This window comes from Gemmobacter sp., assembly GCF_046292685.1.
GTDB lineage: Bacteria > Pseudomonadota > Alphaproteobacteria > Rhodobacterales > Rhodobacteraceae > Wagnerdoeblera.
This window is the reverse complement of the sequence record NZ_JBKBQM010000004.1, coordinates 1-21,329: the sequence shown is the minus strand read 5'-3', so window position 1 is coordinate 21,329 and position 21,329 is coordinate 1. Positions and strand designations below refer to the sequence as shown.

Genomic DNA, 21,329 nt, shown 5'->3' with positions numbered 1-21,329 from the left:
CAGGCCCCGCCCTGCGATCTTGCAGCCGCAGGGCGAGGATGTGTTGACACTTCGTAAAAACGCGCCGGCAAGTGGTTGATATTGTTGGGATGGCGGGCTGTCCCTCGCAGGGACAGGGGGGGCGACGCGCCGCTTGCCTCGCCGGCGCCCAGCCCCTAAAAGGCCGCATCCGGCGCGCGGGGCCGGCAACAGGGGGCACCCCATGAACATCCTCATCCTCGGCAGCGGCGGGCGGGAACACAGCCTGGCCTGGGCTGTCCGCCAGAACCCGAAATGCGACCGGCTGATCGTGGCCCCGGGCAATGCCGGCATCGCCGCCGTGGCCCGCTGCGCGGCGCTCGATATCCTCGATCCGGTGGCGGTGGTGGAGTTCTGCGCCGCCGAGGCGGTGGACTTCGTCATCATCGGCCCCGAGGCGCCGCTGGCCGCCGGTGTCGCCGACGCGCTGGCCGCGGCGGGCATCCTGCACTTCGGCCCCTCGGCGGCCGCGGCGCGGCTCGAGGCGTCCAAGGCCTTCACCAAGGAAATCTGCGATGCCTGCGGCGCCCCCACCGCCGCCTGGGCCCGCTTTGCCACGGCCGAGGCCGCGCGCGATTACGTCCGCACCCGCGGCGCCCCCATCGTGGTCAAGGCCGACGGCCTCGCCGCCGGCAAGGGCGTGGTGGTGGCCATGACCGAATCCGAGGCCCTGGCCGCCATCGACGACATGTTCGGCGGCGCCTTCGGCACCGCCGGCGCCGAAGTGGTGATCGAGGAGTTCATGCAAGGCGAGGAAGCCAGCTTCTTCGTGCTCTGCGACGGCCAGGACGTGCTGCCCATCGGCACCGCCCAGGATCACAAGCGCGTCGGCGAAGGCGATACCGGCCCCAACACCGGCGGCATGGGCGCCTATTCGCCCGCCCCGGTGCTGACCGCCGACCTCGCCACCCAGGCGCTGAACCGCATCGTGCGCCCCACCGTGGCCGAGATGGCCCGCCGCGGCACACCCTATCGCGGCGTTCTCTATGCCGGGCTGATGATCCACCAGGGGCAGGCGCGGCTGGTCGAATACAACGTCCGCTTCGGCGACCCGGAATGCCAGGTGCTGATGATGCGGCTGGGCGCCCAGGCGCTGGACCTGATGCTGGCCTGCGCCGAAGGCCGCCTTGCCGGCATGCAGGTCAACTGGGCCGACGATCACGCCCTGACCGTGGTGATGGCCGCCCGCGGCTACCCCGGCGCCGTGACGCGCGGGTCGGAAATCCGCGGGCTCGACACCTTGCCCGAGGACAGCTTCCGCATGGTGTTCCACGCCGGCACCGCCCGGCAGGACGGGCGGATCGTGGCCAGCGGCGGGCGCGTGCTGAACGTCACCGCCCGCGGCGCCACCCTGGCCGAGGCGCGCGACCGCGCCTATGCGATGGTCGACGCCATCGACTGGCCCGAAGGCTTCTGCCGCCGCGATATCGGCTGGCGCGCGCTCTGAACGCGCCCCGCCGCGGGCCGCGCCACGCCGATAACCCGGCCGGGGGCGCTGCCCCCGGACCCCCGGGATATTTGGACAAGGTGAAGACCAAGGAGGTGACGCGGCAATCCGCTGCTGCGGGTTTCACCTTGCCCAAATATCCCCCCCGGAGGGCGGGGGGTCCGGGGGGCAGCGCCCCCCGGCTCGGCCCAAGGGGAAAGCCGGGCTGCGGCCCGGCGCCGCCCCGCGGGAGGGGCGGGCGTTCAAGGCCGGATGGTGCCGTCGCCGGTGACCAGATACTTGAAGCTGGTCAGCTGTTCGGCCCCCACGGGGCCGCGGGCGTGCAGCTTGCCGGTGGCGATGCCGATTTCCGCACCCATCCCGAATTCGCCGCCGTCGGCGAACTGGGTCGAGGCGTTGCGCATCAGGATCGCGCTGTCCAGCCGCTCGAAGAAACGCGCCGCGGTGGCGTCGTTTTCCGTGAGGATGGATTCGGTGTGGCTGGAACCATAGCGGCGGATATGGGCGATCGCCTCGTCCACGCCATCGACCAGTTTCGCGGCGATGATGCTGTCGAGGAACTCGCGCCCGAAATCGTCGGGGGCGGCGGGCACCGTGCCGGTCACCTTCAGAAGCTCGCCGGTCGTGCGCACCTCGACCCCGGCCTTGAGCAGATCCTCGATCAGCACCGGGCCGTGTTGCGTATAGAAGCGCCAGTCGATCAGCAGGCATTCCGCCGCCCCGCAGATGCCGGTGCGCCGGGTCTTGGCGTTCAGTACCACGCGGCGGGCCTTTGCGAGGTCGGCATCCTTGTCGGCGTAGACGTGGCAGATGCCTTCGAGATGGGCGAACACCGGCACCCGCGCCTCCGCCTGCACGAGGCTGACCAGACCCTTGCCGCCGCGCGGCACGATCACGTCGATGTGCTGCACCGCGCGCAGCATGGCCGAGACCATGTCGCGGTCGCGGGTCGGCACCAGCTGGATCGCGGCCTCGGGCAGCCCGGCGGCGCGCAGGCCCTGCACCATGCAATCGTGCAGCACGGTCGAGGTTTCGAAGCTTTCGGACCCGCCGCGCAGGATTACCGCGTTGCCGGCCTTGAGGCAGAGCGCCCCGGCATCGACCGTCACGTTCGGACGGGATTCGTAGATCACCCCCACAACGCCCAGCGGCGTGGCGACGCGCTGGATGTGCAGGCCGTTCGGCCGGGTCCATTCGGCCAGCACGCGGCCTACCGGGTCGGGCTGTTCGGCCACGGCGCGCAGGCCATCGACGATGCCGCGCAGCCGGCCGTCATCCAGCCGCAGCCGGTCCATCATCGCGGGCGAGAGCCCCTTGGCGGTGCCGTGGTCGAGGTCGAGGCAGTTGGCGTCGAACACCTCTTGCCGCCGGTCCCAGATCGCGGCCCCGGCCGACAGCAGCGCCGCGGCCTTGCGTTCGGACGAAGCATAGGCAAGCTCGGCCGCCGCCGACCGCGCGGCCTGGCCCATGGCCTGCATCAGGCTTGTCGGATCGTCGGTCATGCCGTGCCTCCTGCACCGGCGCCGGGGTGGGGCGCCGCCGCCGGGCCGGGCAGGCGGAGGCGCGAGGGCTCAGATCTGGCGTTCTGGAAGGTGCACCACGAGCCCGTCGAGCGCGGGGGTCACCTTGAGCTGGCAGGTCAGGCGCGAGCGTTCGGGATCGGGCTGCCAGGCGAAATCCAGCATGTCGGCTTCCATCGCGTCCTTGGGCGGCAGCTTGGCCACCCAGGCGGCATCGACATAGACATGGCAGGTGGAGCAGGCGCAGGCCCCGCCGCAATCGGCCTCGATCCCCGGAACGCCGTTGTCGCGCGCGCCTTCCATGACCGTGAGGCCGGGGGCGACATCGATCACGTGTTCGCGGCCGTTGTGTTCGACATAGGTGATCCGTGCCATCTTGCGCCAAGCCTCTTGTGCGGTGTTGCGGTTGCCGACATAGGGCAAGTTTCCGGGATTTGCCAGAGGGGCGATGCGCCGGCTTCCGGCGGTGCGGCGAAACGGGTATGATGCGGCGCGAGGCAGGAACGGGCGGCGGCAATGGCTTGGAAGGCATGGGCAGGCGGGGTGGCCGCTCTGGGGCTGGCGGCCTGCGGCCTGGGCGCGCCGCCGCCGGTCGCGCCGCCGGTGACGGCGCCGGCCTTCGATGCGGCGCTGGTCACGGCCGAACCCGCGCCGGCCCCGGGCCAGTGCTGGCACCGGATGGGCCGCCCCGCGCTGTTCGAGACGGTGACCGAACAGGTGCTGGTCGCGCCCGAGCGGCGCGATGCCAGCGGGCAGGTGGTGGACCCGGCGGTGTTCCGCACCGAAACCCGGCAATCCGAGCTGCGGCCGCGCCAGCAGGTGTGGTTCCGCATTCCCTGCCGGGCCGAGGTGGAGTCGGAAGCGGTGTTCGTGGCCAGCCTGCAACGGGCGCTGAAGGCGCGCGGGCTGTTCGGCGGCACGGTGACCGGCGAGATGGACGACGAGACCGAAGCCGCGGTGCTGCGCTATCAGGCGGCGAACGGGCTGGAAAGCGGCGTGCTGTCGCTGGCGGCGGCGCAGGCGCTGGGCCTGGTGGCAGTGCCGCGATAGGGTCGGCGCGCGAGGCTGCCCCCGCGCGCCAGGGTCAGGTCGCCGTCAGTTCACCGACAGGGCGACAAAGCGCGGGTCGCCGCCGCGGCGCACCAGCAGCAGCAACGACTTGCGCCCGGCATCGCGCGCCTCGGCGATGCGCTTGGTCAGGTCGGCCGGGGTGCTGACGGCCTGCTGGCCGGCCTCGGTAATCACGTCGCCTTCGCGCAGGCCCTTGGCATCGGCCTCGGACCCGACCTCGATGCCGACGACGAGCAGGCCGGTGGTGCCGGTGGGCAGGCCCGCAGCCTCGCGTTCCTGTTCGGTCGGCACGCGCAGGGTCATGCCGAGCAGGGTTTCTTCCTGCGGGGCGGCCGGGGTCTGGCTGCTGCCGGCGGATTGGCCTTCGCCTTCGGCGGTTTCGCGGCGGCCCAGCGTCACCGACAGGGTCTGCGTCTTGCCATCGCGCAGCACCACCACGCGCACGGCCTTGCCCACATCGGCATCGGCGACGCGGCGCACGAGTTCGCGGGTGTCGCGCACGTCCTGGCCATCGAAGCTGACAATCACGTCGTTGGCCATCATGCCGGCCTCCTTGGCGGGGCCGTCGGGCACGTCGGTCACCAGCGCACCGGCGGCCTTTTCCAGACCCATCGCCTCGGCGATGTCGGGGGTCACGTCCTGGATGCGCACGCCCAGCCAGCCGCGGCGGGTTTCGCCGAAGTCGCGCAGCTGGGCCACGACCTTGGTCACCACGTTCGAGGCCATCGCAAAGCCGATGCCGATGGAGCCGCCGTTGGGCGACAGGATGGCGGTGTTCACGCCGATCACCTCGCCGTCCATGTTGAACAGCGGGCCGCCCGAGTTGCCGCGGTTGATGGCGGCGTCGGTCTGGATGTAGTCGTCGTAGGTGCCTTGCAGGCTGCGCCCGCGGGCCGAGACGATGCCGGCCGAAACCGAAAAGCCCTGGCCCAGCGGGTTGCCCATCGCCATCACCCAGTCGCCCACGCGGATCGCGTCGGAGTTGCCGAACTGCACGAAGGGCAGGGGTTCGTTGCTTTCGACCTTGAGCACGGCAAGGTCGGTCTTGGGGTCGGTGCCGACGACCTTGGCCTTGAGCCGCTTGCCGGAGAAGAATTCGATCTCGATGTCGTCGGCGCCTTCGATGACGTGATTGTTGGTGACGATGAACCCGTCTTCGGAAATCACGAAGCCCGAGCCCAGCGCCTGGCCGCGCCGGGGGGCCTGATCCCCATTGCCGCCGCGGTTGTTGCGGTCCATGAAATCGCGGAACAGCTCGTCGAAGGGCGAGCCGGGCGGCAGTTGCGGCCGCCGGTCGGTGGCCTGGGCAACCACGGTCGAGGTGGTGATGTTCACCACCGAGGGGCTGATCTTTTCGGCCAGATCGGCGAAACTGTCAGGCGCGCCGCGCGCCTGCACGGCCACCACCTGCGCCACGGCAAAGGCCATTGCGAGAAACCCGAGCCACAGGGCGCGCAGCACCTGGGGCGAGGGCCGGACCAGAACCTGCGATTGCATCGGTAAAACCTCCATCCTGACTGCCGGGTTTTGCCACCCGGCTCTGCGCTGACAATGGGCGCGGCCGCGGCGGAAAGCAAATGACGTTGCAGCAGGTTCAATAGCTTGTGAAACCGCCGTGCCGCGGCCGGTTCAGAAGGCCCCGAGCCGCCGCGCCCCCCAGACCAGCGCCACCCCCAGCGCCAGCATCACCAGCCCGATCAGGCGCCGGCGTTCGGGCGGGATGGCCGCGATCATGGCGGCGATGTCCTGCATGCGCGAAGGGGCCAGCGCGAACGCCAGCCCCTCGACGACAAGCACAAGGCCAAGTGCCAGCAGCACGAAGCTCATTCGCTGCGGCCCGGCGCCTTGTCGGTTCGCAGGTAGTCGAAGAAGGTGCTGTCCGGCTGCATCACGATCGAGGAGTTCGCCCCTTGCAGCGCGCGTTCATAAGAGGTGAGCGAGCGGGTGAAGGCGAAGAACTCGGGGTCGCGGCCGAACGCTTCGGCATAGACGCGGTTGCGTTCGGCGTCGGCCTCGCCGCGGATCACCTCGGCCTGGCGGCGGGCGTCGGAGGTCAGCTCGATCACCGTGCGGTCGGCGGCGGCGCGCACGCGCTGTGCCGCTTCTTCGCCGCGGGCGCGTTCGTCGGCGGCTTCGCGTTCGCGTTCGGCGCGCATCCGGGCATAGGTGGCCGCAAGGTTCTGTTCCGGCAGGTCGGTGCGGGTCAGGCGCACGTCCACGACATCCACCCCCAGCGACAGCGCCTGACGGCGGGCATTGTCGCGGATCTGGTTCATCAGCGACGTGCGGTCTTCGGACAGGACGCGGTTCGACGGCACGCCACCCAGAACCTCGCGGATGGCGGCGGTGATGATGCGTTCGAGCCGCACCTGAGCCGCGTTTTCGCCGCCGGCACCCACGGCCTCGCGGAAGTCGATCAGGTTGACGATGCGCCAGCGCGCAAAGGCATCGACGACAAGGCGGCGATCGTCCAGCGGCGTGACTTCCAGCGGGGCGGTCTGCAGGCCGAGGATGCGATCCTCGTAGGTGACGACTTCCTGGATAAGCGGAATCTTGAAGCCGAGGCCCGGGGTTTCCTTGACCTGTTTCACCTGGCCGAATTGCAGCACCAGCACCTTTTCGCGTTCGTCCACGATGAACAGCGACGACATGATGCCGGCGACGACGACGGCGAGAATCGGCAGAAGAAGCGCGGAACGGTTCATCGGCTGGCCCCCGAGGCAACAGGACGGTTCAGGTCGTTGAGCGGCAGATAGGGCACGACGCCTTGCGCGCCTTCGCCCGATACGCCGTCAAGGATGACCTTGTTCATGTCGCCCAGCACCTTTTCCATCGTTTCCAGATACATGCGCCGCCGGGTCACGTCGGGCGCCTTGATGTATTCCTCGTAGACGGCCAGAAAGCGGCTGGCCTCGCCCTGGGCGGCGTTCACCACCTCGGCGCGGTAGCCTTCGGCCTGTTCCAGCAGGCGCGCGGCCTCGCCTCGGGCGCCGGCGGTCACGCGGTTGGCGTAGGCATCGGCCTCTTTCTCCAGCCGGTCGCGTTCCTGCTGGGCGGCCTGCACCTCGCGGAAGCTGTCGATGACCTCGCGCGGGGGGTCGGCGCGGTCGAAGTTGATGCGGACCACGTTGATGCCGGCCTGGTAACTGTCGAGCGTGCCTTGAACGGCGGCGCGCAGGTCGGCCGCGATGGCGCCGCGGTCGCGGTTGAGGATGGGCGCCAGTTCAGACCGCGCGATGATGTCGCGCATGGCCGATTCCGACACGGCGCGGATGGTTTCGGTCGGATCCTTGAGGTTGAACAGGAAGGCCGCCGGGTCGGACACGTTCCAGACCACCTGGAATTCGATGTCCACGATGTTCTGGTCGCGCGTCAGCATCAGCCCGGTATCGAGCGGGCCGCCCCGGCCGGTGCCGATGTCGGTGACGCGTTCGCCGGTGACCTGCACGATTTCCGCGGTGACCAGCGGCCAGGGCGCAAAGTTCAGACCCGGGTTGCCGATGCCGCGAAACTCGCCCAGGAACAGCTCGACGGCGCGTTCCTCGGGCTTGACGGTGTAGAAGCTGGCCATGACCCACAGGACCACCGCCGCCGCCCCGCCCAGCAAGAGGCCGCCTTTCGAGATCGCCGGTCCGCCCGGCCCGCCGCGCCCCGGCCCGCCGGTGCCACGGCCGCCGTTGCCGCCGCGCCCGCCCATCAGCACGCGCAGCTGTTCCTGGCCCTTTTTCATCAATTCGTCGATTTCCGGGATCTGCGGGCCGTCCTGGCCCGGCTTGCGCCCGCCGCCCCCGGGACCCGAGCCCCGGTTGCCGCCGTCTCCGCCGCCGGAGCCGCCGCCCCAGGGTCCTCCGCTTCCCGCCATGGGTTTTGTTCCCTTCTTGCTTTCCGTTGTGGTCTAACTGGTCATTTTGCGCCGGAAATCAACCCGGTCAGCTGCGACGGATCGGCTTTTTCATGGTCACGAGTTCTTCGGCCATGGTGGGATGGACGGCACAGGTGCGGTCGAAATCCTCCTTGGTGGCGCCCATCTTGATGGCGATGGCCACCATCTGGATCATCTCGGCCGCGCCGGGGCCGACGATGTGGCAGCCCAGAACCTTGCGCGACCCCTGTGCCACGATCAGCTTGAACAGCGCCCGGTCCTGCCGGCCGGCGAACAGGGTCTGCATCGGGCGGAAGCTGGCGACATAGACCTCGATCGGCTCGCGGTCGCGCGCGGCCTCCTCGGTCAGGCCCACGGCGGCCAGCTCGGGCTGGGTAAAGACGGCGCTGGCCACAAGGTCGTGGTCGGCCTGGCGCGGCGTGCCCTTGAACACCGTGTCGGCAAAGGCGTGGCCTTCGCGGATGGCAACCGGCGTCAGGGCGATGCGGTCGGTCACGTCGCCCACGGCAAAGATCGAGGGCACGGCGGTCTGGCTGTAGCCATCGACCAGGATCTGCCCGTTGCGGCCGAACTGCACGCCGAGGGGTTCGAGCCCCAGCCCCGCGCTGTTGGGCCGCCGGCCGGTGGCGTAAAGCACCGCGTCGAAGGTGCGGTCGGTGCCGTTGGTCGCCTCGACCCGGGCGCCGCCGCCGGGCGCGCGTTCCATGCGCAGCACGTCGGCGCCGCAGTGGATGTCGATGCCCTGGGCCGCCATCGCATCGGCGACATGGCCGCGCGCCTCGTCGTCGAAGCCGCGCAGGATCTGGGCACCGCGGTAATACTGCGTCACCTGCACGCCCAGCCCGTTCAGGATGCAGGCGAATTCGCAGGCGATGTAGCCGCCGCCGACGATCAGGATGGACCGGGGCAGCGCCTCCAGCCGGAAGATGTCGTTCGAGGTCAGCGCCAGCTCTGCCCCCGGCACATCGGGCACGAAGGGGGTGCCGCCGGTGGCGATCAGGATATGGCGGGCGGTCAGGGTCTGGCCGGTGGCCAGTTGCACGGTGTGCGGGTCCAGCACCGTGGCGCGGGTGTCGTGGATGGTGACGCCGGCGCCGGTCAGCCCGGAACGGTAGGCGCGTTCCAGCCGGTCGAGCTCGGCCTCCAGCGCGGTGCGGAACCGCGGCCAGTCGAACCCGCCGGCGGCCGCATCCCAGCCATAGCCGCGGGCATCGGCGATCTGGCCGGGAAAGGCGCTGGCATAGACCATCAGCTTTTTCGGAACGCAGCCGCGGATCACGCAGGTGCCGCCCATGCGGTATTCCTCGGCCAGGGCGACGCGGGCCCCGCCTTCGGCGGCGGCGATGCGCGCGGCGCGCACCCCACCCGACCCGCCACCGATCACGAAAAGATCCAGATCAAAGCTCATGCGGCCTCCGGCAGGGTTGGGGTGGCGGGGTTCTTCAGCGGCAGGTCGGGGCGGCGCTGGCGCAGGGTTTGCGACAGGCGGTCGAAGTCCTCGGGCGCCACCGGGCGGCGCGGCAGCGCGGCATAGCGGTCGCGCCCGCCGGCCCGGGCGGCAAACAGCACGGCGCGGCTGCCTTGCAGGTCGGCCCACAGCAGGTCGGGCCAGGCAAAGCGGTGCCAGCCCAGCACCCGGCGCACCGAAAGGCCCGCGTCGTCGGCGACCAGCAGCACCGGACGCAACAGCGCCGACAGGATCAGCCCGGCCCAGGCCAGCATCAGCACGCCGGCCACCGCCCCGACCACCGAAGGCTCGGCCGCGACCCACTGGTTGCCCAGCAGGATCACGCCCGACAGCCCGGTCAGGGCAAGGTTCAGCGCGGCAGCAGCCGTGCCGCGGGCCGTGCGGTGGATGGTCAGGGTCACGCGCCTAGTCCCCGAGGTCGCGGAAGACGTTGTCGGTTTCGGCGAACTCCACCCGGTCGTGGGTGACGGTGCCGGCATTGATGTCGCGCACGTCCACCCGGCCGTCGCCGTGGCCGACCACCACGATGTCGCAGATGTCGATGAACAGCCCGTTTTCCACCACGCCCGGAATCTGGTTCAAGATCAGCGACAGTTGCCGCGGGTTGCCGATGCGCCCCAGATGCAGGTCGAGGATGTAGTTGCCTTCGTCGGTGACAAAGGCGCGGTCGCCGTTCATGCGCAGCGTCACCTCGCGCCCCAGCACATCGAGGCTGCCCAGCGTTTCCTCGACCAGGGTGCGGGTGGTCTGCCAACCGAAGGGGATCACCTCGATCGGCAGCGGAAAGGCGCCCAGGGCCGCAACCTCCTTGGCGGCGTCGGTGATGACGACCATCTGGTCCGAGGCGGTGGCCACGATCTTTTCCTGCAAGAGCGCCCCGCCGCCGCCCTTGATGAGGTTCAGGTTGGCGTCGAATTCGTCGGCGCCGTCGATGGTGAGGTCCAGCCACTTGGCATCGTCAAGCGAGGTGATGTGCAGCCCGAGCTGCCGCGCCAGTTCCGCCGTGCGGCTGGAGGTAGGAACGCCGGTGACGCGCAACCCCTCCTCGCGCACGCGCTCGGCCAGGCAGCGCACCATCCAGGCGGCGGTGGACCCGGTGCCGAGGCCCAGCTTCATGCCGTCTTCGACAAAGGCCACGGCACGGCGCGCGGCAACGAACTTGGCCTTGTCGATCGGGGAAAGGTCTGCGGGCATCGGGCATCTCCGGTCTGGTCGCGCCGGTTATAGGCAAAGCCCCCGCGCGGCGCGAGGGGGAAATGCCGCCCCCCGCACCGGGCGCCCCGCAGCCGGCACTGGAAAGGGCCGGCTGGCGCACGGCAGAGGGTGCGCCGCCGCAAAGGAACGACAGGGATTGTCGGAGTCCGGCCCTTCCACTATCGCCTGCCAGCGACGCGCCCCGGCCGACGCGGCCGATATCTGGGCCGATACCTGGGCCGATACCTGGGCCGATGCCCCGGCCAGCGCGCCGCGCCCCGCGCGGTTCCGGCGGCCGGTGATCGCGGATGACGGGTCGGACGTTCTGGTCGGCGCGGCGGGCGGATCGGGGGGCGCGCTGCTGGGCTTTGCCGGGCTGGCCAACAGGCTGATGGCGCCCTTGGAATGGGTCGATGCGTTCTGCGCCGCGCAAAACCATTCCGCCATCTACCTGCGCGACCCCGAAATGACCCTGTTTCAAGGCGGCGTGCCTTCGCTCGTGCCGGACCTGGGCGGGGGGCTCGAAGCCCTGCGCGACAGGTCGCACCGGCTGGAGACCCGGCGGGTGATCTGTCGTTGCACTTCGGGCGGCGGGTTCGGGGCCATCCGATACGGGCTGGGGCTGGGCGCGGCCCATGTCCTGTGCGCCTCGCCCCCGACCGGCTTGCTGGCCGCGGAACGGGTCGGCGATCCGCGCGCGAAATTGCTGGTGCAGCGCATGGAGGCGCAGTTCGGCCGCGATGCCCTGGACCTGGCCCAGGACTTTGGTGCCTCGGCCGGGGCAACGCAGCGGACAATCTGGTTCGGCGCCGATGCGCGGGAGAACGCAGCGCATGCCAGGCACGTTGAAGGCTTGCCGGGGGTATCGCTGGTGCCGGTGCCCGGATATGCCGGCCACATGTCCTTCGAAAAGGTTCTGGAAACCGGCGCCTTCGACGCCTTCGTGTCGGGCGGATGGCGGGCGGCAGCCGCAGGGCCGCCGCTCAGGTCGCCTTGAGGTCGGCGATCAGGGCGTTGATGTCGCCCCGGCGGCGGTCCAGCATGCTGCCGATCTCGGTGCGTTCGGCCGCCAGCATGTTCACACCTTCGATGATGATGTTGAAGAACAGTTGCCGCCCGCTGCGATCCGACACATGCCAGCGCATGTCGAACGGGGCCTTGCCGCGCAGCTTGGCGACGGTCAGCACCTCGTAATAGCTTTTCAGCGTCTGGGCGCCGGTCACCTCGATCTGGCCGCCGATGAATTCGCGGAAACGGCGGCCATACTTGCGCGAGATGTAGATGCGGAACGCCTCGGTGAAGGCCTGCATCTGCGCGGGGCTTGCGCTGCGGGCGGCCGGCCCCAGGGCCGAGCGCGCGATGGTGGGCACATCGGCATAGCGCGCGAAGATGCCTTCGAAATCCTTCAGCATCGCGGCTTCGGGCTTGCCCGAGTTGATGGTGGCGTTCACTTCGCCGATGGCGCGGTCGATCAGCGCCCGGGCCTGTTCCACGGTAAAGGCCAGCACAGGGGCGCCGGCCAGCAGCAGCCCGGCATAGACCGCACCACCCGCCAACAACGCCCGGCGCCGCGGATCAGTTGCCGTAAGGGTCCGCATACGGGTCGATGAACGCGTCATCTGCAACCTCCTGTCCCAATTCGAACCGGCGACTTTGCAGGTAAAGCAGCCTCATCTGGGCGTAACTATCGGCACTTTCGTGCAAGATCGAGTCCACGCTGTTGCTGAAGCGGGCCCGATCACTGAGCTTTGAACCGATCTTGAAGGCTCGTGCCCAGGTGCTTTCGGGCTTTTGCAGCACAAAACCCAAGGGGTCGATGAAGGCATCCACGATCCGGCCTGCGGCATCGCGTTCGGTCGAGGGGCCGACGACGGGCAAGACCATGTAAGCACCTTCGCCCACGCCCCAGGTGTGCAGCGTGGCGCCGAAATCGGTGTCGCGTTCGGTCAGGCCCATCGCCGACGCGGGGTCCAGCAGCCCGCCGAGGCCGATGGTGGTATTGATCGCAAAGCGCCAGGTGTTGTGAACGGCATCCTCCAGCCGGCCTTGCAGCACCTTGTTGAGGATCGCCGAAGGCATCGACAGGTTGCCGGCCAGGTTGCTGACCCCGACCCCCAGCGGGCCCTCCAGCGCAGGCCGCGCCCCGCGCGCCAAAGGGCCGACAACAGCCTTGTCGAGCGCCAGGTTGAAGGCGTGGGTGCGCCGGTTGAGGTCTTCGTAGGGGTCGCTCTGCGGCACCGGCACCGGAGGCGGCGCCGCGCAGCCCGCCAGCACGGCGATGCCAAGAACCCCTGCGATGCGGCGCGGAACGGTGGAAAGGCGCAAATCGGACAATGGAAAACCCGCGCTGTGCTTTCAGGCTGCTTCAGGGACCGGCATTGCAAGGCGGAAGACCAGCCAGACCCGACACAGGATTAGCAGTCCTGACGCCATTGGCAACGCAAGGCGCTGGGATTTTTTTTGCTTCTGGCCGTTTTCCGCCAACGCGAAACCTGCCACAATGTGGCGGGTTACAGGAAAGATCGCCTCGATGAGCACGCCCGAGACTGCAAGAGGAACGGCGGAACTTCGCGCCGCACGTTCGGAAAACCGCCGTCTGTTCTGGGCGGTTTTCCTGTTCAGCGCGCTGGTCAACATTCTGATGCTGACCGGGCCGATCTACATGTTGCAGGTGTATGACCGCGTGCTCGGCTCGCATTCCGAGGCGACGCTGGTGGCGCTGACCGGGCTGATATGCTTCCTGTTCCTGGCCATGGGCCTGCTGGACCACGCCCGTTCGCGCATCGCCGCACGGATCGGGGCGCGGTTCCTCGACCGGCTGGACCGGCGGGTGTTTTCGGCCTCGATCCGCATGGCGGCCGTGGCGCCGCAGGAACAGTCGGCGCAGGCCGCGCAGCGCGATCTGGAATCGATCCAGCGGTTGCTGGTGTCGCCGGTGCTGATGGCGGTGTTCGACATGCCCTGGACGCCGGTGTTCCTGGTAGCGATCTTCATGTTCCACCCGTTGCTGGGGTGGCTGGCCATCCTGGGCGGCGCCATTCTGATCGCGGTGACGATCTGGAACCAGAACGCGACCAAGCGCCCGACGGCCGATGCCAACGCCGCCACCGTCCATGCCGAGCGCCTGTCGGAACAGATCAAGAGCGAGGCGGAGCTGATCCAGAGCCTTGGGATGCGGGGGGCGGCCTTTGCCCGCTGGTCGAAAGCGCGCGAAAACCAGACCGGAGCGGTGATGAACGCCTCGGACCTTGGCGGCGCCTTCGGGGCGGGCACCAAGACCTTTCGTCTGTTCCTGCAGTCGGCCATGCTGGGTCTCGGCGCCTGGCTGGTGCTGAAAGGCGAAATGACCCCGGGCGCGATGATCGCCGGGTCGATCCTGCTAGGGCGGGCGCTGGCGCCGATCGAGATGGCGGTGGGCCAATGGGCCGTGGTGCAGCGCGCCCAGGAAGGCTGGAGCCGGCTGGCCGGGCTGCTGAGCCGGGTGCCGGTGGAGCCGGAAATCACCCCCCTGCCGCGGCCGCGCGCGATTCTGGAGGCGCAGAACATCACGGTCGTGCCGCCGGGCGAACAGCAGGCGGTGCTGAAAGGCGTGTCGTTCCGGCTGGATCAGGGGCAGGCGCTGGGGGTGATCGGGCCGTCGGGCGCGGGCAAATCCACGCTGGCGCGCGCGGTCTGCGGCGTGTGGCGCCCGGCCGCCGGCAAGATCCGGCTGGACGGCGCCGCGCTGGACCAGTTCGACCCCGACACGCTGGGTAGCTACATCGGCTATCTGCCGCAGCGGATCACGCTGTTCGACGGCACCATCGGCGAAAACATCGCCCGCCTGTCGCCCAACCCCGACCCCGAAGCCATCGTCAAGGCGGCGAAAAAGGCCGCGGCGCACGACATGATCCTGCAATTCCCGCAAGGTTACGACACCCGGGTTTCGGCCATCGGGGGGCGGCTTTCCGGCGGGCAGTTGCAGCGCATCGGGCTGGCGCGGGCCATGTATGGCGACCCGGTGATCCTGGTGCTGGACGAACCGAACTCCAACCTCGACAACGAAGGGTCGGTGGCGCTGAACACCGCCATCCGCACCATGAAATCCGAAGGCAAGGCGGTCATCATCATGGCGCACCGCCCCGCCGCCATTCAGGAATGCGACGTGCTCCTGGTTCTGGAAAACGGTGTGCGCACCGCCTTTGGTCCGCGCGACACCGTGTTGCGCGAAATGGTCAAGAACCACACCGAGATCATTCGCAGCGCAGGGCCGGGAGGCGTGTCGTGAGCAACGCAGACAAACCGAAGTGGCCGGTCACCCGGCCGATGATGCTGGGCATCGTGACGTCGCTGGTGCTGGTGGGCGGCACCGTGGGCTGGGGCATGATGACCACGATCACCGGGGCCATCGTCACCTCGGGCTCGCTGGAGGTGGACCAGCACCGCCAGGTGGTGCAGCACGCCGATGGCGGCACGGTGCAGGACATCCTGGTCACCGAAGGCGCCAGCGTGAAGGCCGGCGACGTGCTGATGACGCTGGACGGCACCTTGCTGAAGTCCGAACTGACCATCGTGGAAACGCAATTCTACGAAATCCTCGCCCGCCGCGGGCGACTGGAGGCCGAGCGCGACGATCAGCGCACGATCCAGTTTCCGGCCGAACTGGTCGAGGCTTCGGCCCGCAACCCCGAGGTTGCGGCGCTGATGGAGGGCCAGCAACGCCTGTTCGAGGCGCGTGCCGAAACGCTGACCAAGCAGCTTGAACAACTGGGCAAGCGCAAGTCGCAGACCGAAAGCCTGATCCAGGGCATCGACGCGCAGCGCGCGGCGCTGACCACGCAACTGGGCCTGATCGCCGAAGAACTGGCCAGCCAGCAGGAGCTGCTGCAAAAGGGGCTGGCGCAGGTCAGCCGGGTGCTGGCGCTGCAACGCGAGGAGGCGCGGCTGGCCGGCCAGGTCGGCGAGCTGACCGCCAACCGCGCGCAGGCCGAAGGCCGGATCACCGAAACCGAAATCGAGATCCTGCGCCTGTCGGCGGCACGGCGCGAGGAAGCCGGCACCCAGTTGCGCGACATCGGCTACCGCGAGCTGGAACTGGCCGAGCGCCGCCGCGCGCTGGCCGAACGCATCAGCCGGCTGGAGATTCGTGCGCCGGTGTCGGGCATCGTGCTGAACCTGCGGGTCACCACCCCGCGCGCGGTGATCCGCCCGGCGGATCCGGTGATGTTCATCATTCCGCAGGATCGCCCGCTGGTGATCGCCAGCCGGGTGCCGACCATTCATATCGACCAGGTGCAACCGGGCCAGGAAGCCAAGGTCGTGTTCTCGGCCTTTTCCATGCGCACCACGCCCGAGGTTTTCGGGGTGGTGACCAAGGTTTCGGCCGACGTGCTGATCGACGAAGGCAGCCAGATGCCCTATTACCGCGCCGAAATCGAGCTGAAGCCCGGCGAGCTGGAAAAGCTCGGCCAAGTGGTGCTGGTGCCCGGCATGCCGGTCGAGGCCTTCATCCGCACCGACGAACGCACCCCGGTGCAATTCCTGACGCGGCCGTTTACCGATTATTTCAACCGCGCCTTCCGCGAAAGCTGACCAGCGAGGAAAGACCCCATGACCGCATCCTTCGAAGCCCGGCTGGCCGAGCTTGGCCTGACCTTGCCGGCTGCCCCGGCCCCGGCGGCCAACTATGTGCCCTATGTGATCTCGGGCAACATGCTTTACGTCTCGGGCCAGATCAGCCAGGACGACGGCGGTCTCATCAAGGGGCGGCTCGGCGCCGACCTGGATGTCGAGGCCGGCGCCGCCGCCGCCCGGCGCTGCGCGCTGAGCCTGATGGCCCAGGCCAAGGCCGCCTGCGGCGGCGATCTGGGCCGGGTAGCACGGGTGGTCAAGCTGGTGGGCTTTGTCAACTCGACCCCCGAGTTCACTGACCAGCCCAAGGTCATCAACGGTGCCTCGGACCTTATGGTTGCGGTGTTCGGCGATGCCGGGCGGCATGCGCGCTCGGCCGTGTCGGCGGCGTCGCTGCCGCTGGGGGTGGCGGTGGAAATCGAAGCCATCTTCGAACTGCGCTGAGCCGCGGCCCGCATCATGCAAGCCCCACGCCTGCCCGAATCCCTGCGCCGCCTGCCGGTGGCGCACCGCGCCTATCACGACCGCAGCCAGCGCCGCCCGGAAAACAGCCGGGCGGCGATTCGCGCCGCCATCGCCGCCGGCTATGCCATCGAGATCGACCTTCAGCTTTCGGCCGACGGGCATGCGATGGTCTTTCATGACGACACGCTGGACCGCCTGACGGCGGCGACCGGCCCGGTGCGGGCCCGCCCGGCGGCCGAACTGGCCGGCATTGCCCTGAAGGACGCCGACGAAGGCATCCCCCCGTTCGCCGAGGTGCTGGCCCTGGTGAACGGCGCCGTGCCGCTGCTGGTCGAGATCAAGGATCAGGACGGCGCGGTCGGCCCCGGCGTGGGCCCGCTGGAGGCGGCCGCCGCACGCTGCCTGGCTGCCTATCGCGGCGATGTCGCGGTGATGTCGTTCAACCCGCATTCGATGGCCGAAATGGCGCGCCTGCTGCCACGGGTGCCCCGGGGGCTGACCACCTGGGAATGGACCCCGGAGGAGTGGGTGCCGCTGGACGAACCGGCCTGCGCCCGGTTGCGCGCGATCCCCGACTATGACCGGGTCGGCGCGAGCTTCATTTCGCACCATTGGCAGGATCTGGGCCGGGCGCGGGTGGCCGAACTGGCGGCCCGGGGCGCCGACGTGCTGTGCTGGACGATCCGTTCGCCGCAGGCCGAGGCCGAGGCGCGGCGTATCGCCTGCAACGTCACCTTCGAAGGCTACGCCGCCGCCATCCCCGCAGGCTGAGGCCGCCGCGCTTGACTTGCGCCGCGCGCGGCGCAGGTTTGCGAAGGGACAAGAGGCGGGCAATGGACGGCACCGGCGTGGAAATCACTCTGCTGGATCGGGTGGGCGACCTGCCCGCCGAGGCTTGGGATGCCTGCGCGAACCCGGGCGGCGGTGTGCCGGCAGACCCGTTCACCACGCACAGGTTCCTGACCGCGCTGGAACGCTCGGGCTCGGTCGGGCCCGGCACCGGCTGGGATCCGCGCCCGATGGTGGTGCGGGCCGAAGGTCGGGTCGTCGCCGTGGCGCCGCTTTACATCAAGGCGCACAGCCAGGGCGAATACATCTTTGACCACGCCTGGGCCGATGCCTGGCAACGCGCCGGCGGGCGCTATTACCCCAAGTTGCAGGTGGCCGTGCCGTTCACGCCGGCCACCGGGCGCCGCTTTCTCTGCGCCCCGGGGTGGGAAGCCGCCGGCCGCAGCGCGATCCTTTCGGGGTTGGAGCGGATTGCCGCCGACAACCGGCTGTCCTCGGCGCATGTCACCTTTTGCACAGCGTCCGAGGCCGAAGGCGCCCCGCCGCAATGGCTGCACCGGGTGACCCAGCAGTTCCACTGGGAAAACCGCGGCTACCGCTGTTACGAGGATTTCCTGGGCGATCTGGCCAGCCGCAAGCGCAAGGCGCTGCGCAAGGAACGCGCCACGGCGCAAGGTTTCGGCGGCACCATCCGCGCCTTGACCGGGGCCGAGCTGCGCCCGGCGCATTGGGATGCGTTCTGGCAGTTCTACCAGGATACCGGGGCACGCAAATGGGGCCGCCCCTATCTGACCCGGGCCTTTTTCGACGAGATGCAGGCGACCTTGCGCGACGATGTGCTGCTGGTGCTGGCCGAACGGAACGGCCGCCCGGTGGCCGGCGCGCTGAACCTGATCGGCCGCGACACCCTGTATGGCCGCTATTGGGGCTGCATCGAGGATCACCCCTGCCTGCATTTCGAACTGTGCTATCATCAGGCGATCGACTGGGCCATCGCGCATGGGCTCAAGCGGGTGGAGGCCGGCGCCCAAGGCGAACACAAGCTGGCGCGCGGCTATCTGCCCGTGCCCGTGCATTCGCTGCACCATCTGCCCGACACCGGCTTTCGCAAGGCGGTGGACCGCTACCTGCAGGCCGAACGCGCGGCGGTGGACCAGGAGATCGAAGTGATGACCGCCTGGGGCCCCTTTCGCCGCGGCCCTTGCGCCGACCACGACTGACCCCGAACCGGAGACCGCCGCATGACACCGCTCGATACCGAAGCCCGCAACCGCGACCTGCCGCCCTTGGGCGAAACCGGCTGGCAGGCGGTGCCGGGCCGCGACGCGCTGCGCAAGGTCTGGAAGTTCCGCAACTTCTCGCAAGCCTGGGGCTTCATGTCCCGCGTGGCGCTGGAGGCCGAGCGGCTGAACCACCACCCCGAATGGCGCAACGTCTACAACCTGGTCGATGTGACGCTGACGACGCATGACTGCAACGGCCTGAGCACGCTGGACATCAAGCTGGCCAAGGCCATGGACCGGATCGCAGGCCCGGCCGAAGTGGCACCGCAAGACGGCGCGCCGGTCCTGAGCCTGTGCCAGGAACGCGCAGCCGGCCGAGGCGCCTAGCAGCAACCCCGGCCAGCCGCAGCGAGGTCAGGCAGCGCTGGCCATGCGGGTGATCGCCGCCTCGATGCTGGCCTCGATGATATCCAGCGCCTCGTCCACCTGCGCCATCGGCGTGGTCAAGGGCGGCAGCAGGCGCACCACGTTGCCGTGCATCCCGCAAGAGATCATGATGAGCCCGCGCGCTTCCGCCTCGGCGATGATGGCGTTGGTCAAGGCGGCATCGGGGGCCTTGCTGGCGCGGTCGGTGACAAGCTCGAAGGCCACCATCGCCCCCATGCCGCGCACATCGCCCACCGCCTCCATCCCCTGCCGGGACTGGAGCGCGCGCAACCGGCCAAGGATGCGGTCGCCGATTTCGGCGGCGCGGGCGCAGAGGTCTTCGTCCGCGATCACATCCAGCACGGCATGGGCCGCGGCGATGGCCAGCGGGTTGCCGGCATAGGTGCCGCCAAGCCCCCCCGCCGGCGCGGCATCGACCACCTCTGCCCGCCCCGTCACCGCCGACAGCGGAAAGCCCCCCGCCAGCCCCTTGGCCATGGTAATCAGGTCGGGCACGACGCCCGCATGTTCGAAGCAGAACATCTTGCCCGTGCGCGCCATGCCGGCCTGGATCTCGTCGGCGATCAGCAGGATGCCATGCGCATCCGCCCGCTCGCGCAGCGCGCGCAGAAACCCGGCCGGGGCGACGTTGAAGCCGCCTTCGCCTTGCACCGGCTCGATGATGAACGCCGCAACGCGCTTGGGTTCGATGCTGTTCAGCAGCAGGTTGTCGAGGCCCCGCAGCGCCTCGGCCACCGAAACGCCGTGGAAATCGGACGGAAAGGCGGAATGGAAGATCTCGGCCGGAAAGGGGCCGAACCCGGCCTTGTAAGGCTTGACCTTGCCGGTCAGCGCCATGCCCAGCATGGTGCGGCCGTGAAACCCGCCCCCAAAGGCGATGATCCCCGAGCGGCCGGTATAGGCGCGGGCGATCTTCACCGCGTTTTCCACCGCCTCGACGCCCGTGGTGACCAGCATGGTCTTTTTCGGCGCATCGCCGGGGGCGATGGCATTCAGCCGCTCGGCCAAGCGGATGTAGCCTTCGTAAGGCGCCACGTTGAACGAGGTATGGGTGAAGGCCTGCGCCTGCTCGGCCACGGCGGCCATCACGCGCGGGTGGCGGTGGCCGGTGTTGTTCACCGCGATCCCGGCGGCGAAATCCAGATAGCGCCGCCCTTCCACATCCCACAGCTCGGCATTTTCCGCGCGGGCGGCATAGACGCCGCGGGTGGCAACCCCGGGGGCGACGGCGGCGGACTGGCGCGCGCGCAGATCGGCATTGGTGGTCATGGCGGGACTCCCTGTCTGATGGTCCTTAGTCTAGACACGTTCAACATCCTGAGCAATCCCCGCTGGCCAGACGCACCGCCTTGCGCCATGATGCCCGCAGAGAAAGGAGGCCTCGCATGGATGATTTCGACGTAGGCGCAAGGCTCCGGCAAACTCGCATCCAAAGGGGTCTGTCGCAACGTGATCTGGCCGCTGCGGCAGGTGTGCCGCATGGCCAGATTTCGATGATCGAAACCAATCGATGCTCGCCTTCGGTCGCTTCGTTGCGCAAGATTCTAAGCGGTATGAACATGACCATGGCCGAATTCTTCGACCCTGGCACCATCCGGGCCGACCAGGTGTTCTTTGCCGCGACCGAACGCACCGACCTGACCGGCCTTGTCCCCGGCGCGGCGCGGGTGCGGATCGAGCAGCTGGGCGATGCCCGCGCGCACGGGCTGCAAATCCTGCACGAAACCTACGAGCCCGGTGCCGATACCGGGCGCAGCATGCTGGCCCATGCCGGGGCCGAAGGCGGCATCGTGATCTGCGGCGAAGTCGAGGTGACCGTAGGCGATCAGGTGCGCGTGCTGCGCGCAGGCGAGGGCTATCTGTTCGACAGCACGCGCCCGCACCGTTTTCGCAACCTGTCGGACACGCCCGCGGTGATCGTTTCGGCCAATACCCCGCCCTGGCTTTAACAGGCTGCTGAAGAAGTCCGCGAGGCGGAACAGTTTTCCCTCTGTTTGGGCGGCAGCGGTGAGCGTCGTGCTGGTCGAGGCGAGGTATGGGTGCCCGATGCCGCGCCTTATCGTCATGCGGCCGGCAGCCGGGGCAGTCGGGCGAGGTTGTTGGCGGCCATCGTCAGGATGAAGCGGGACCGCACCTTCTCGAGGCCGCGATAGACGGTCTGGGCCATGTGGCCTATGGTCTTGGCCCAGCCGAA

The 21,329-nt window shown here is 69.1% G+C and carries 22 protein-coding genes and 1 pseudogene; 10 read left to right on the top strand and 13 right to left on the bottom strand.

The window, feature by feature from the left end:
• Nucleotides 1–202 precede the first annotated feature (202 nt).
• The gene (purD, locus tag ACK4S2_RS01870) at nt 203–1,465 is read left to right on the top strand and encodes a phosphoribosylamine--glycine ligase (RefSeq protein ID WP_409619752.1); all 1,263 of its coding nucleotides are present in this window, start codon (nt 203–205) and stop codon (nt 1,463–1,465) included.
• A 242-nt stretch (nt 1,466–1,707) separates the two neighbouring features.
• Here the strand turns inward: purD and ACK4S2_RS01865 are convergent, their stop codons facing one another.
• Both ACK4S2_RS01865 and ACK4S2_RS01860 read right to left on the bottom strand, forming a co-directional pair.
• Complete coding sequence (locus ACK4S2_RS01865; protein ID WP_409619750.1) at nt 1,708–2,967, bottom strand: glutamate-5-semialdehyde dehydrogenase; 1,260 nt, start codon at nt 2,965–2,967, stop codon at nt 1,708–1,710.
• 69 nt (nt 2,968–3,036) lie between these two features.
• Nucleotides 3,037–3,360 (bottom strand): 2Fe-2S iron-sulfur cluster-binding protein, encoded by a 324-nt coding sequence (locus tag ACK4S2_RS01860; protein WP_409619749.1) that lies wholly within the window; start codon nt 3,358–3,360, stop codon nt 3,037–3,039.
• A gap of 141 nt (nt 3,361–3,501) precedes the next feature.
• Between ACK4S2_RS01860 and ACK4S2_RS01855 the strand changes: the two genes are divergently transcribed.
• Nucleotides 3,502–4,035, top strand: coding sequence for a peptidoglycan-binding domain-containing protein (locus ACK4S2_RS01855; protein ID WP_409619747.1), 534 nt, complete (start codon nt 3,502–3,504; stop codon nt 4,033–4,035).
• A gap of 45 nt (nt 4,036–4,080) precedes the next feature.
• On the opposite strand, the gene ACK4S2_RS01850 is transcribed toward ACK4S2_RS01855, so the two are convergent.
• From ACK4S2_RS01850 to rpiA, 7 genes are all read right to left on the bottom strand, one after another.
• On the bottom strand, nt 4,081–5,553 hold the full coding sequence (locus tag ACK4S2_RS01850) for a DegQ family serine endoprotease (protein WP_409619745.1): 1,473 nt from the start codon (nt 5,551–5,553) through the stop codon (nt 4,081–4,083).
• A gap of 132 nt (nt 5,554–5,685) precedes the next feature.
• Nucleotides 5,686–5,883, bottom strand: a complete 198-nt coding sequence (locus ACK4S2_RS01845; RefSeq protein ID WP_409619743.1) for a DUF2065 family protein — start codon at nt 5,881–5,883, stop codon at nt 5,686–5,688.
• Nucleotides 5,880–6,761 carry a protease modulator HflC gene (hflC, locus tag ACK4S2_RS01840; RefSeq protein ID WP_409619741.1) on the bottom strand — a complete coding sequence of 294 codons (882 nt, stop codon included), beginning with the start codon at nt 6,759–6,761 and terminating at the stop codon, nt 5,880–5,882. Before hflC ends, ACK4S2_RS01845 begins: the two co-directional genes overlap by 4 nt.
• The gene (hflK, locus tag ACK4S2_RS01835) at nt 6,758–7,918 is read right to left on the bottom strand and encodes an FtsH protease activity modulator HflK (protein ID WP_409619739.1); all 1,161 of its coding nucleotides are present in this window, start codon (nt 7,916–7,918) and stop codon (nt 6,758–6,760) included. The genes hflC and hflK overlap by 4 nt, the downstream gene beginning before the upstream one ends.
• Before the next feature lie 67 nt (nt 7,919–7,985).
• Nucleotides 7,986–9,347, bottom strand: coding sequence for a glutathione-disulfide reductase (gene gor, locus ACK4S2_RS01830; protein ID WP_409619737.1), 1,362 nt, complete (start codon nt 9,345–9,347; stop codon nt 7,986–7,988).
• Nucleotides 9,344–9,808: a hypothetical protein gene (locus tag ACK4S2_RS01825; RefSeq protein ID WP_409619735.1), complete on the bottom strand. Its 465-nt coding sequence runs from the start codon at nt 9,806–9,808 to the stop codon at nt 9,344–9,346. Before ACK4S2_RS01825 ends, gor begins: the two co-directional genes overlap by 4 nt.
• 4 nt (nt 9,809–9,812) lie before the next feature.
• Complete coding sequence (gene rpiA, locus ACK4S2_RS01820; RefSeq protein WP_409619733.1) at nt 9,813–10,601, bottom strand: ribose-5-phosphate isomerase RpiA; 789 nt, start codon at nt 10,599–10,601, stop codon at nt 9,813–9,815.
• A 157-nt stretch (nt 10,602–10,758) separates the two neighbouring features.
• On the opposite strand from rpiA, the gene ACK4S2_RS01815 reads away from it, so the two are divergent.
• Complete coding sequence (locus tag ACK4S2_RS01815; protein ID WP_409619731.1) at nt 10,759–11,598, top strand: hypothetical protein; 840 nt, start codon at nt 10,759–10,761, stop codon at nt 11,596–11,598.
• Here ACK4S2_RS01815 and ACK4S2_RS01810 read toward each other — a convergent pair.
• Entirely contained in the window at nt 11,585–12,160 is a 576-nt protein-coding gene (locus ACK4S2_RS01810) for a phospholipid-binding protein MlaC (RefSeq protein ID WP_409619729.1), read from the bottom strand. The two genes, ACK4S2_RS01815 and ACK4S2_RS01810, sit on opposite strands and share 14 nt — an antisense overlap.
• Before the next feature lie 16 nt (nt 12,161–12,176).
• Nucleotides 12,177–12,935: a VacJ family lipoprotein gene (locus tag ACK4S2_RS01805; RefSeq protein ID WP_409619727.1), complete on the bottom strand. Its 759-nt coding sequence runs from the start codon at nt 12,933–12,935 to the stop codon at nt 12,177–12,179.
• Nucleotides 12,936–13,131: 196 nt separating this feature from the next.
• Between ACK4S2_RS01805 and ACK4S2_RS01800 the strand changes: the two genes are divergently transcribed.
• From ACK4S2_RS01800 to ACK4S2_RS01775, 6 genes are all read left to right on the top strand, one after another.
• The gene (locus ACK4S2_RS01800; RefSeq protein ID WP_409619725.1) at nt 13,132–14,868 is read left to right on the top strand and encodes a type I secretion system permease/ATPase; all 1,737 of its coding nucleotides are present in this window, start codon (nt 13,132–13,134) and stop codon (nt 14,866–14,868) included.
• Between the two features lie 38 nt (nt 14,869–14,906).
• Nucleotides 14,907–16,172, top strand: coding sequence for an HlyD family type I secretion periplasmic adaptor subunit (locus tag ACK4S2_RS01795; protein ID WP_409619892.1), 1,266 nt, complete (start codon nt 14,907–14,909; stop codon nt 16,170–16,172).
• Between the two features lie 18 nt (nt 16,173–16,190).
• Complete coding sequence (locus ACK4S2_RS01790; RefSeq protein ID WP_409619723.1) at nt 16,191–16,655, top strand: RidA family protein; 465 nt, start codon at nt 16,191–16,193, stop codon at nt 16,653–16,655.
• Nucleotides 16,656–16,670: 15 nt separating this feature from the next.
• Entirely contained in the window at nt 16,671–17,447 is a 777-nt protein-coding gene (locus tag ACK4S2_RS01785) for a glycerophosphodiester phosphodiesterase family protein (RefSeq protein WP_409619721.1), read from the top strand.
• Between the two features lie 62 nt (nt 17,448–17,509).
• A complete protein-coding gene (locus ACK4S2_RS01780) occupies nt 17,510–18,685 on the top strand; it encodes a GNAT family N-acetyltransferase (protein ID WP_409619719.1) in 1,176 nt (391 codons plus the stop codon).
• Between the two features lie 21 nt (nt 18,686–18,706).
• Nucleotides 18,707–19,075, top strand: a complete 369-nt coding sequence (locus ACK4S2_RS01775) for a 4a-hydroxytetrahydrobiopterin dehydratase (RefSeq protein ID WP_409619717.1) — start codon at nt 18,707–18,709, stop codon at nt 19,073–19,075.
• A 27-nt stretch (nt 19,076–19,102) separates the two neighbouring features.
• Here ACK4S2_RS01775 and gabT read toward each other — a convergent pair whose 3' ends face one another.
• Nucleotides 19,103–20,404 (bottom strand): 4-aminobutyrate--2-oxoglutarate transaminase, encoded by a 1,302-nt coding sequence (gene gabT / locus ACK4S2_RS01770; protein WP_409619715.1) that lies wholly within the window; start codon nt 20,402–20,404, stop codon nt 19,103–19,105.
• A 116-nt stretch (nt 20,405–20,520) separates the two neighbouring features.
• On the opposite strand from gabT, the gene ACK4S2_RS01765 reads away from it, so the two are divergent.
• The gene (locus ACK4S2_RS01765; RefSeq protein WP_409619713.1) at nt 20,521–21,084 is read left to right on the top strand and encodes a cupin domain-containing protein; all 564 of its coding nucleotides are present in this window, start codon (nt 20,521–20,523) and stop codon (nt 21,082–21,084) included.
• A 113-nt stretch (nt 21,085–21,197) separates the two neighbouring features.
• On the opposite strand, the pseudogene ACK4S2_RS01760 reads toward ACK4S2_RS01765, so the two are convergent.
• A pseudogene (locus ACK4S2_RS01760) lies at nt 21,198–21,329 on the bottom strand (IS5/IS1182 family transposase); the annotation flags it as partial.

Coding starts and splice junctions, on each gene's coding strand:
- purD (WP_409619752.1), top strand. CDS start 203: ATGAACATCCTCATCCTCGGCAGCGGCGGGCGGGAACACAGCCTGGCC.
- ACK4S2_RS01865 (WP_409619750.1), bottom strand. CDS start 2,967: ATGACCGACGATCCGACAAGCCTGATGCAGGCCATGGGCCAGGCCGCG.
- ACK4S2_RS01860 (WP_409619749.1), bottom strand. CDS start 3,360: ATGGCACGGATCACCTATGTCGAACACAACGGCCGCGAACACGTGATC.
- ACK4S2_RS01855 (WP_409619747.1), top strand. CDS start 3,502: ATGGCTTGGAAGGCATGGGCAGGCGGGGTGGCCGCTCTGGGGCTGGCG.
- ACK4S2_RS01850 (WP_409619745.1), bottom strand. CDS start 5,553: ATGCAATCGCAGGTTCTGGTCCGGCCCTCGCCCCAGGTGCTGCGCGCC.
- ACK4S2_RS01845 (WP_409619743.1), bottom strand. CDS start 5,883: ATGAGCTTCGTGCTGCTGGCACTTGGCCTTGTGCTTGTCGTCGAGGGG.
- hflC (WP_409619741.1), bottom strand. CDS start 6,761: ATGAACCGTTCCGCGCTTCTTCTGCCGATTCTCGCCGTCGTCGTCGCC.
- hflK (WP_409619739.1), bottom strand. CDS start 7,918: ATGGCGGGAAGCGGAGGACCCTGGGGCGGCGGCTCCGGCGGCGGAGAC.
- gor (WP_409619737.1), bottom strand. CDS start 9,347: ATGAGCTTTGATCTGGATCTTTTCGTGATCGGTGGCGGGTCGGGTGGG.
- rpiA (WP_409619733.1), bottom strand. CDS start 10,601: ATGCCCGCAGACCTTTCCCCGATCGACAAGGCCAAGTTCGTTGCCGCG.
- ACK4S2_RS01800 (WP_409619725.1), top strand. CDS start 13,132: ATGAGCACGCCCGAGACTGCAAGAGGAACGGCGGAACTTCGCGCCGCA.
- ACK4S2_RS01795 (WP_409619892.1), top strand. CDS start 14,907: ATGATGCTGGGCATCGTGACGTCGCTGGTGCTGGTGGGCGGCACCGTG.
- ACK4S2_RS01790 (WP_409619723.1), top strand. CDS start 16,191: ATGACCGCATCCTTCGAAGCCCGGCTGGCCGAGCTTGGCCTGACCTTG.
- ACK4S2_RS01785 (WP_409619721.1), top strand. CDS start 16,671: ATGCAAGCCCCACGCCTGCCCGAATCCCTGCGCCGCCTGCCGGTGGCG.
- ACK4S2_RS01780 (WP_409619719.1), top strand. CDS start 17,510: ATGGACGGCACCGGCGTGGAAATCACTCTGCTGGATCGGGTGGGCGAC.
- ACK4S2_RS01775 (WP_409619717.1), top strand. CDS start 18,707: ATGACACCGCTCGATACCGAAGCCCGCAACCGCGACCTGCCGCCCTTG.
- gabT (WP_409619715.1), bottom strand. CDS start 20,404: ATGACCACCAATGCCGATCTGCGCGCGCGCCAGTCCGCCGCCGTCGCC.
- ACK4S2_RS01765 (WP_409619713.1), top strand. CDS start 20,521: ATGGATGATTTCGACGTAGGCGCAAGGCTCCGGCAAACTCGCATCCAA.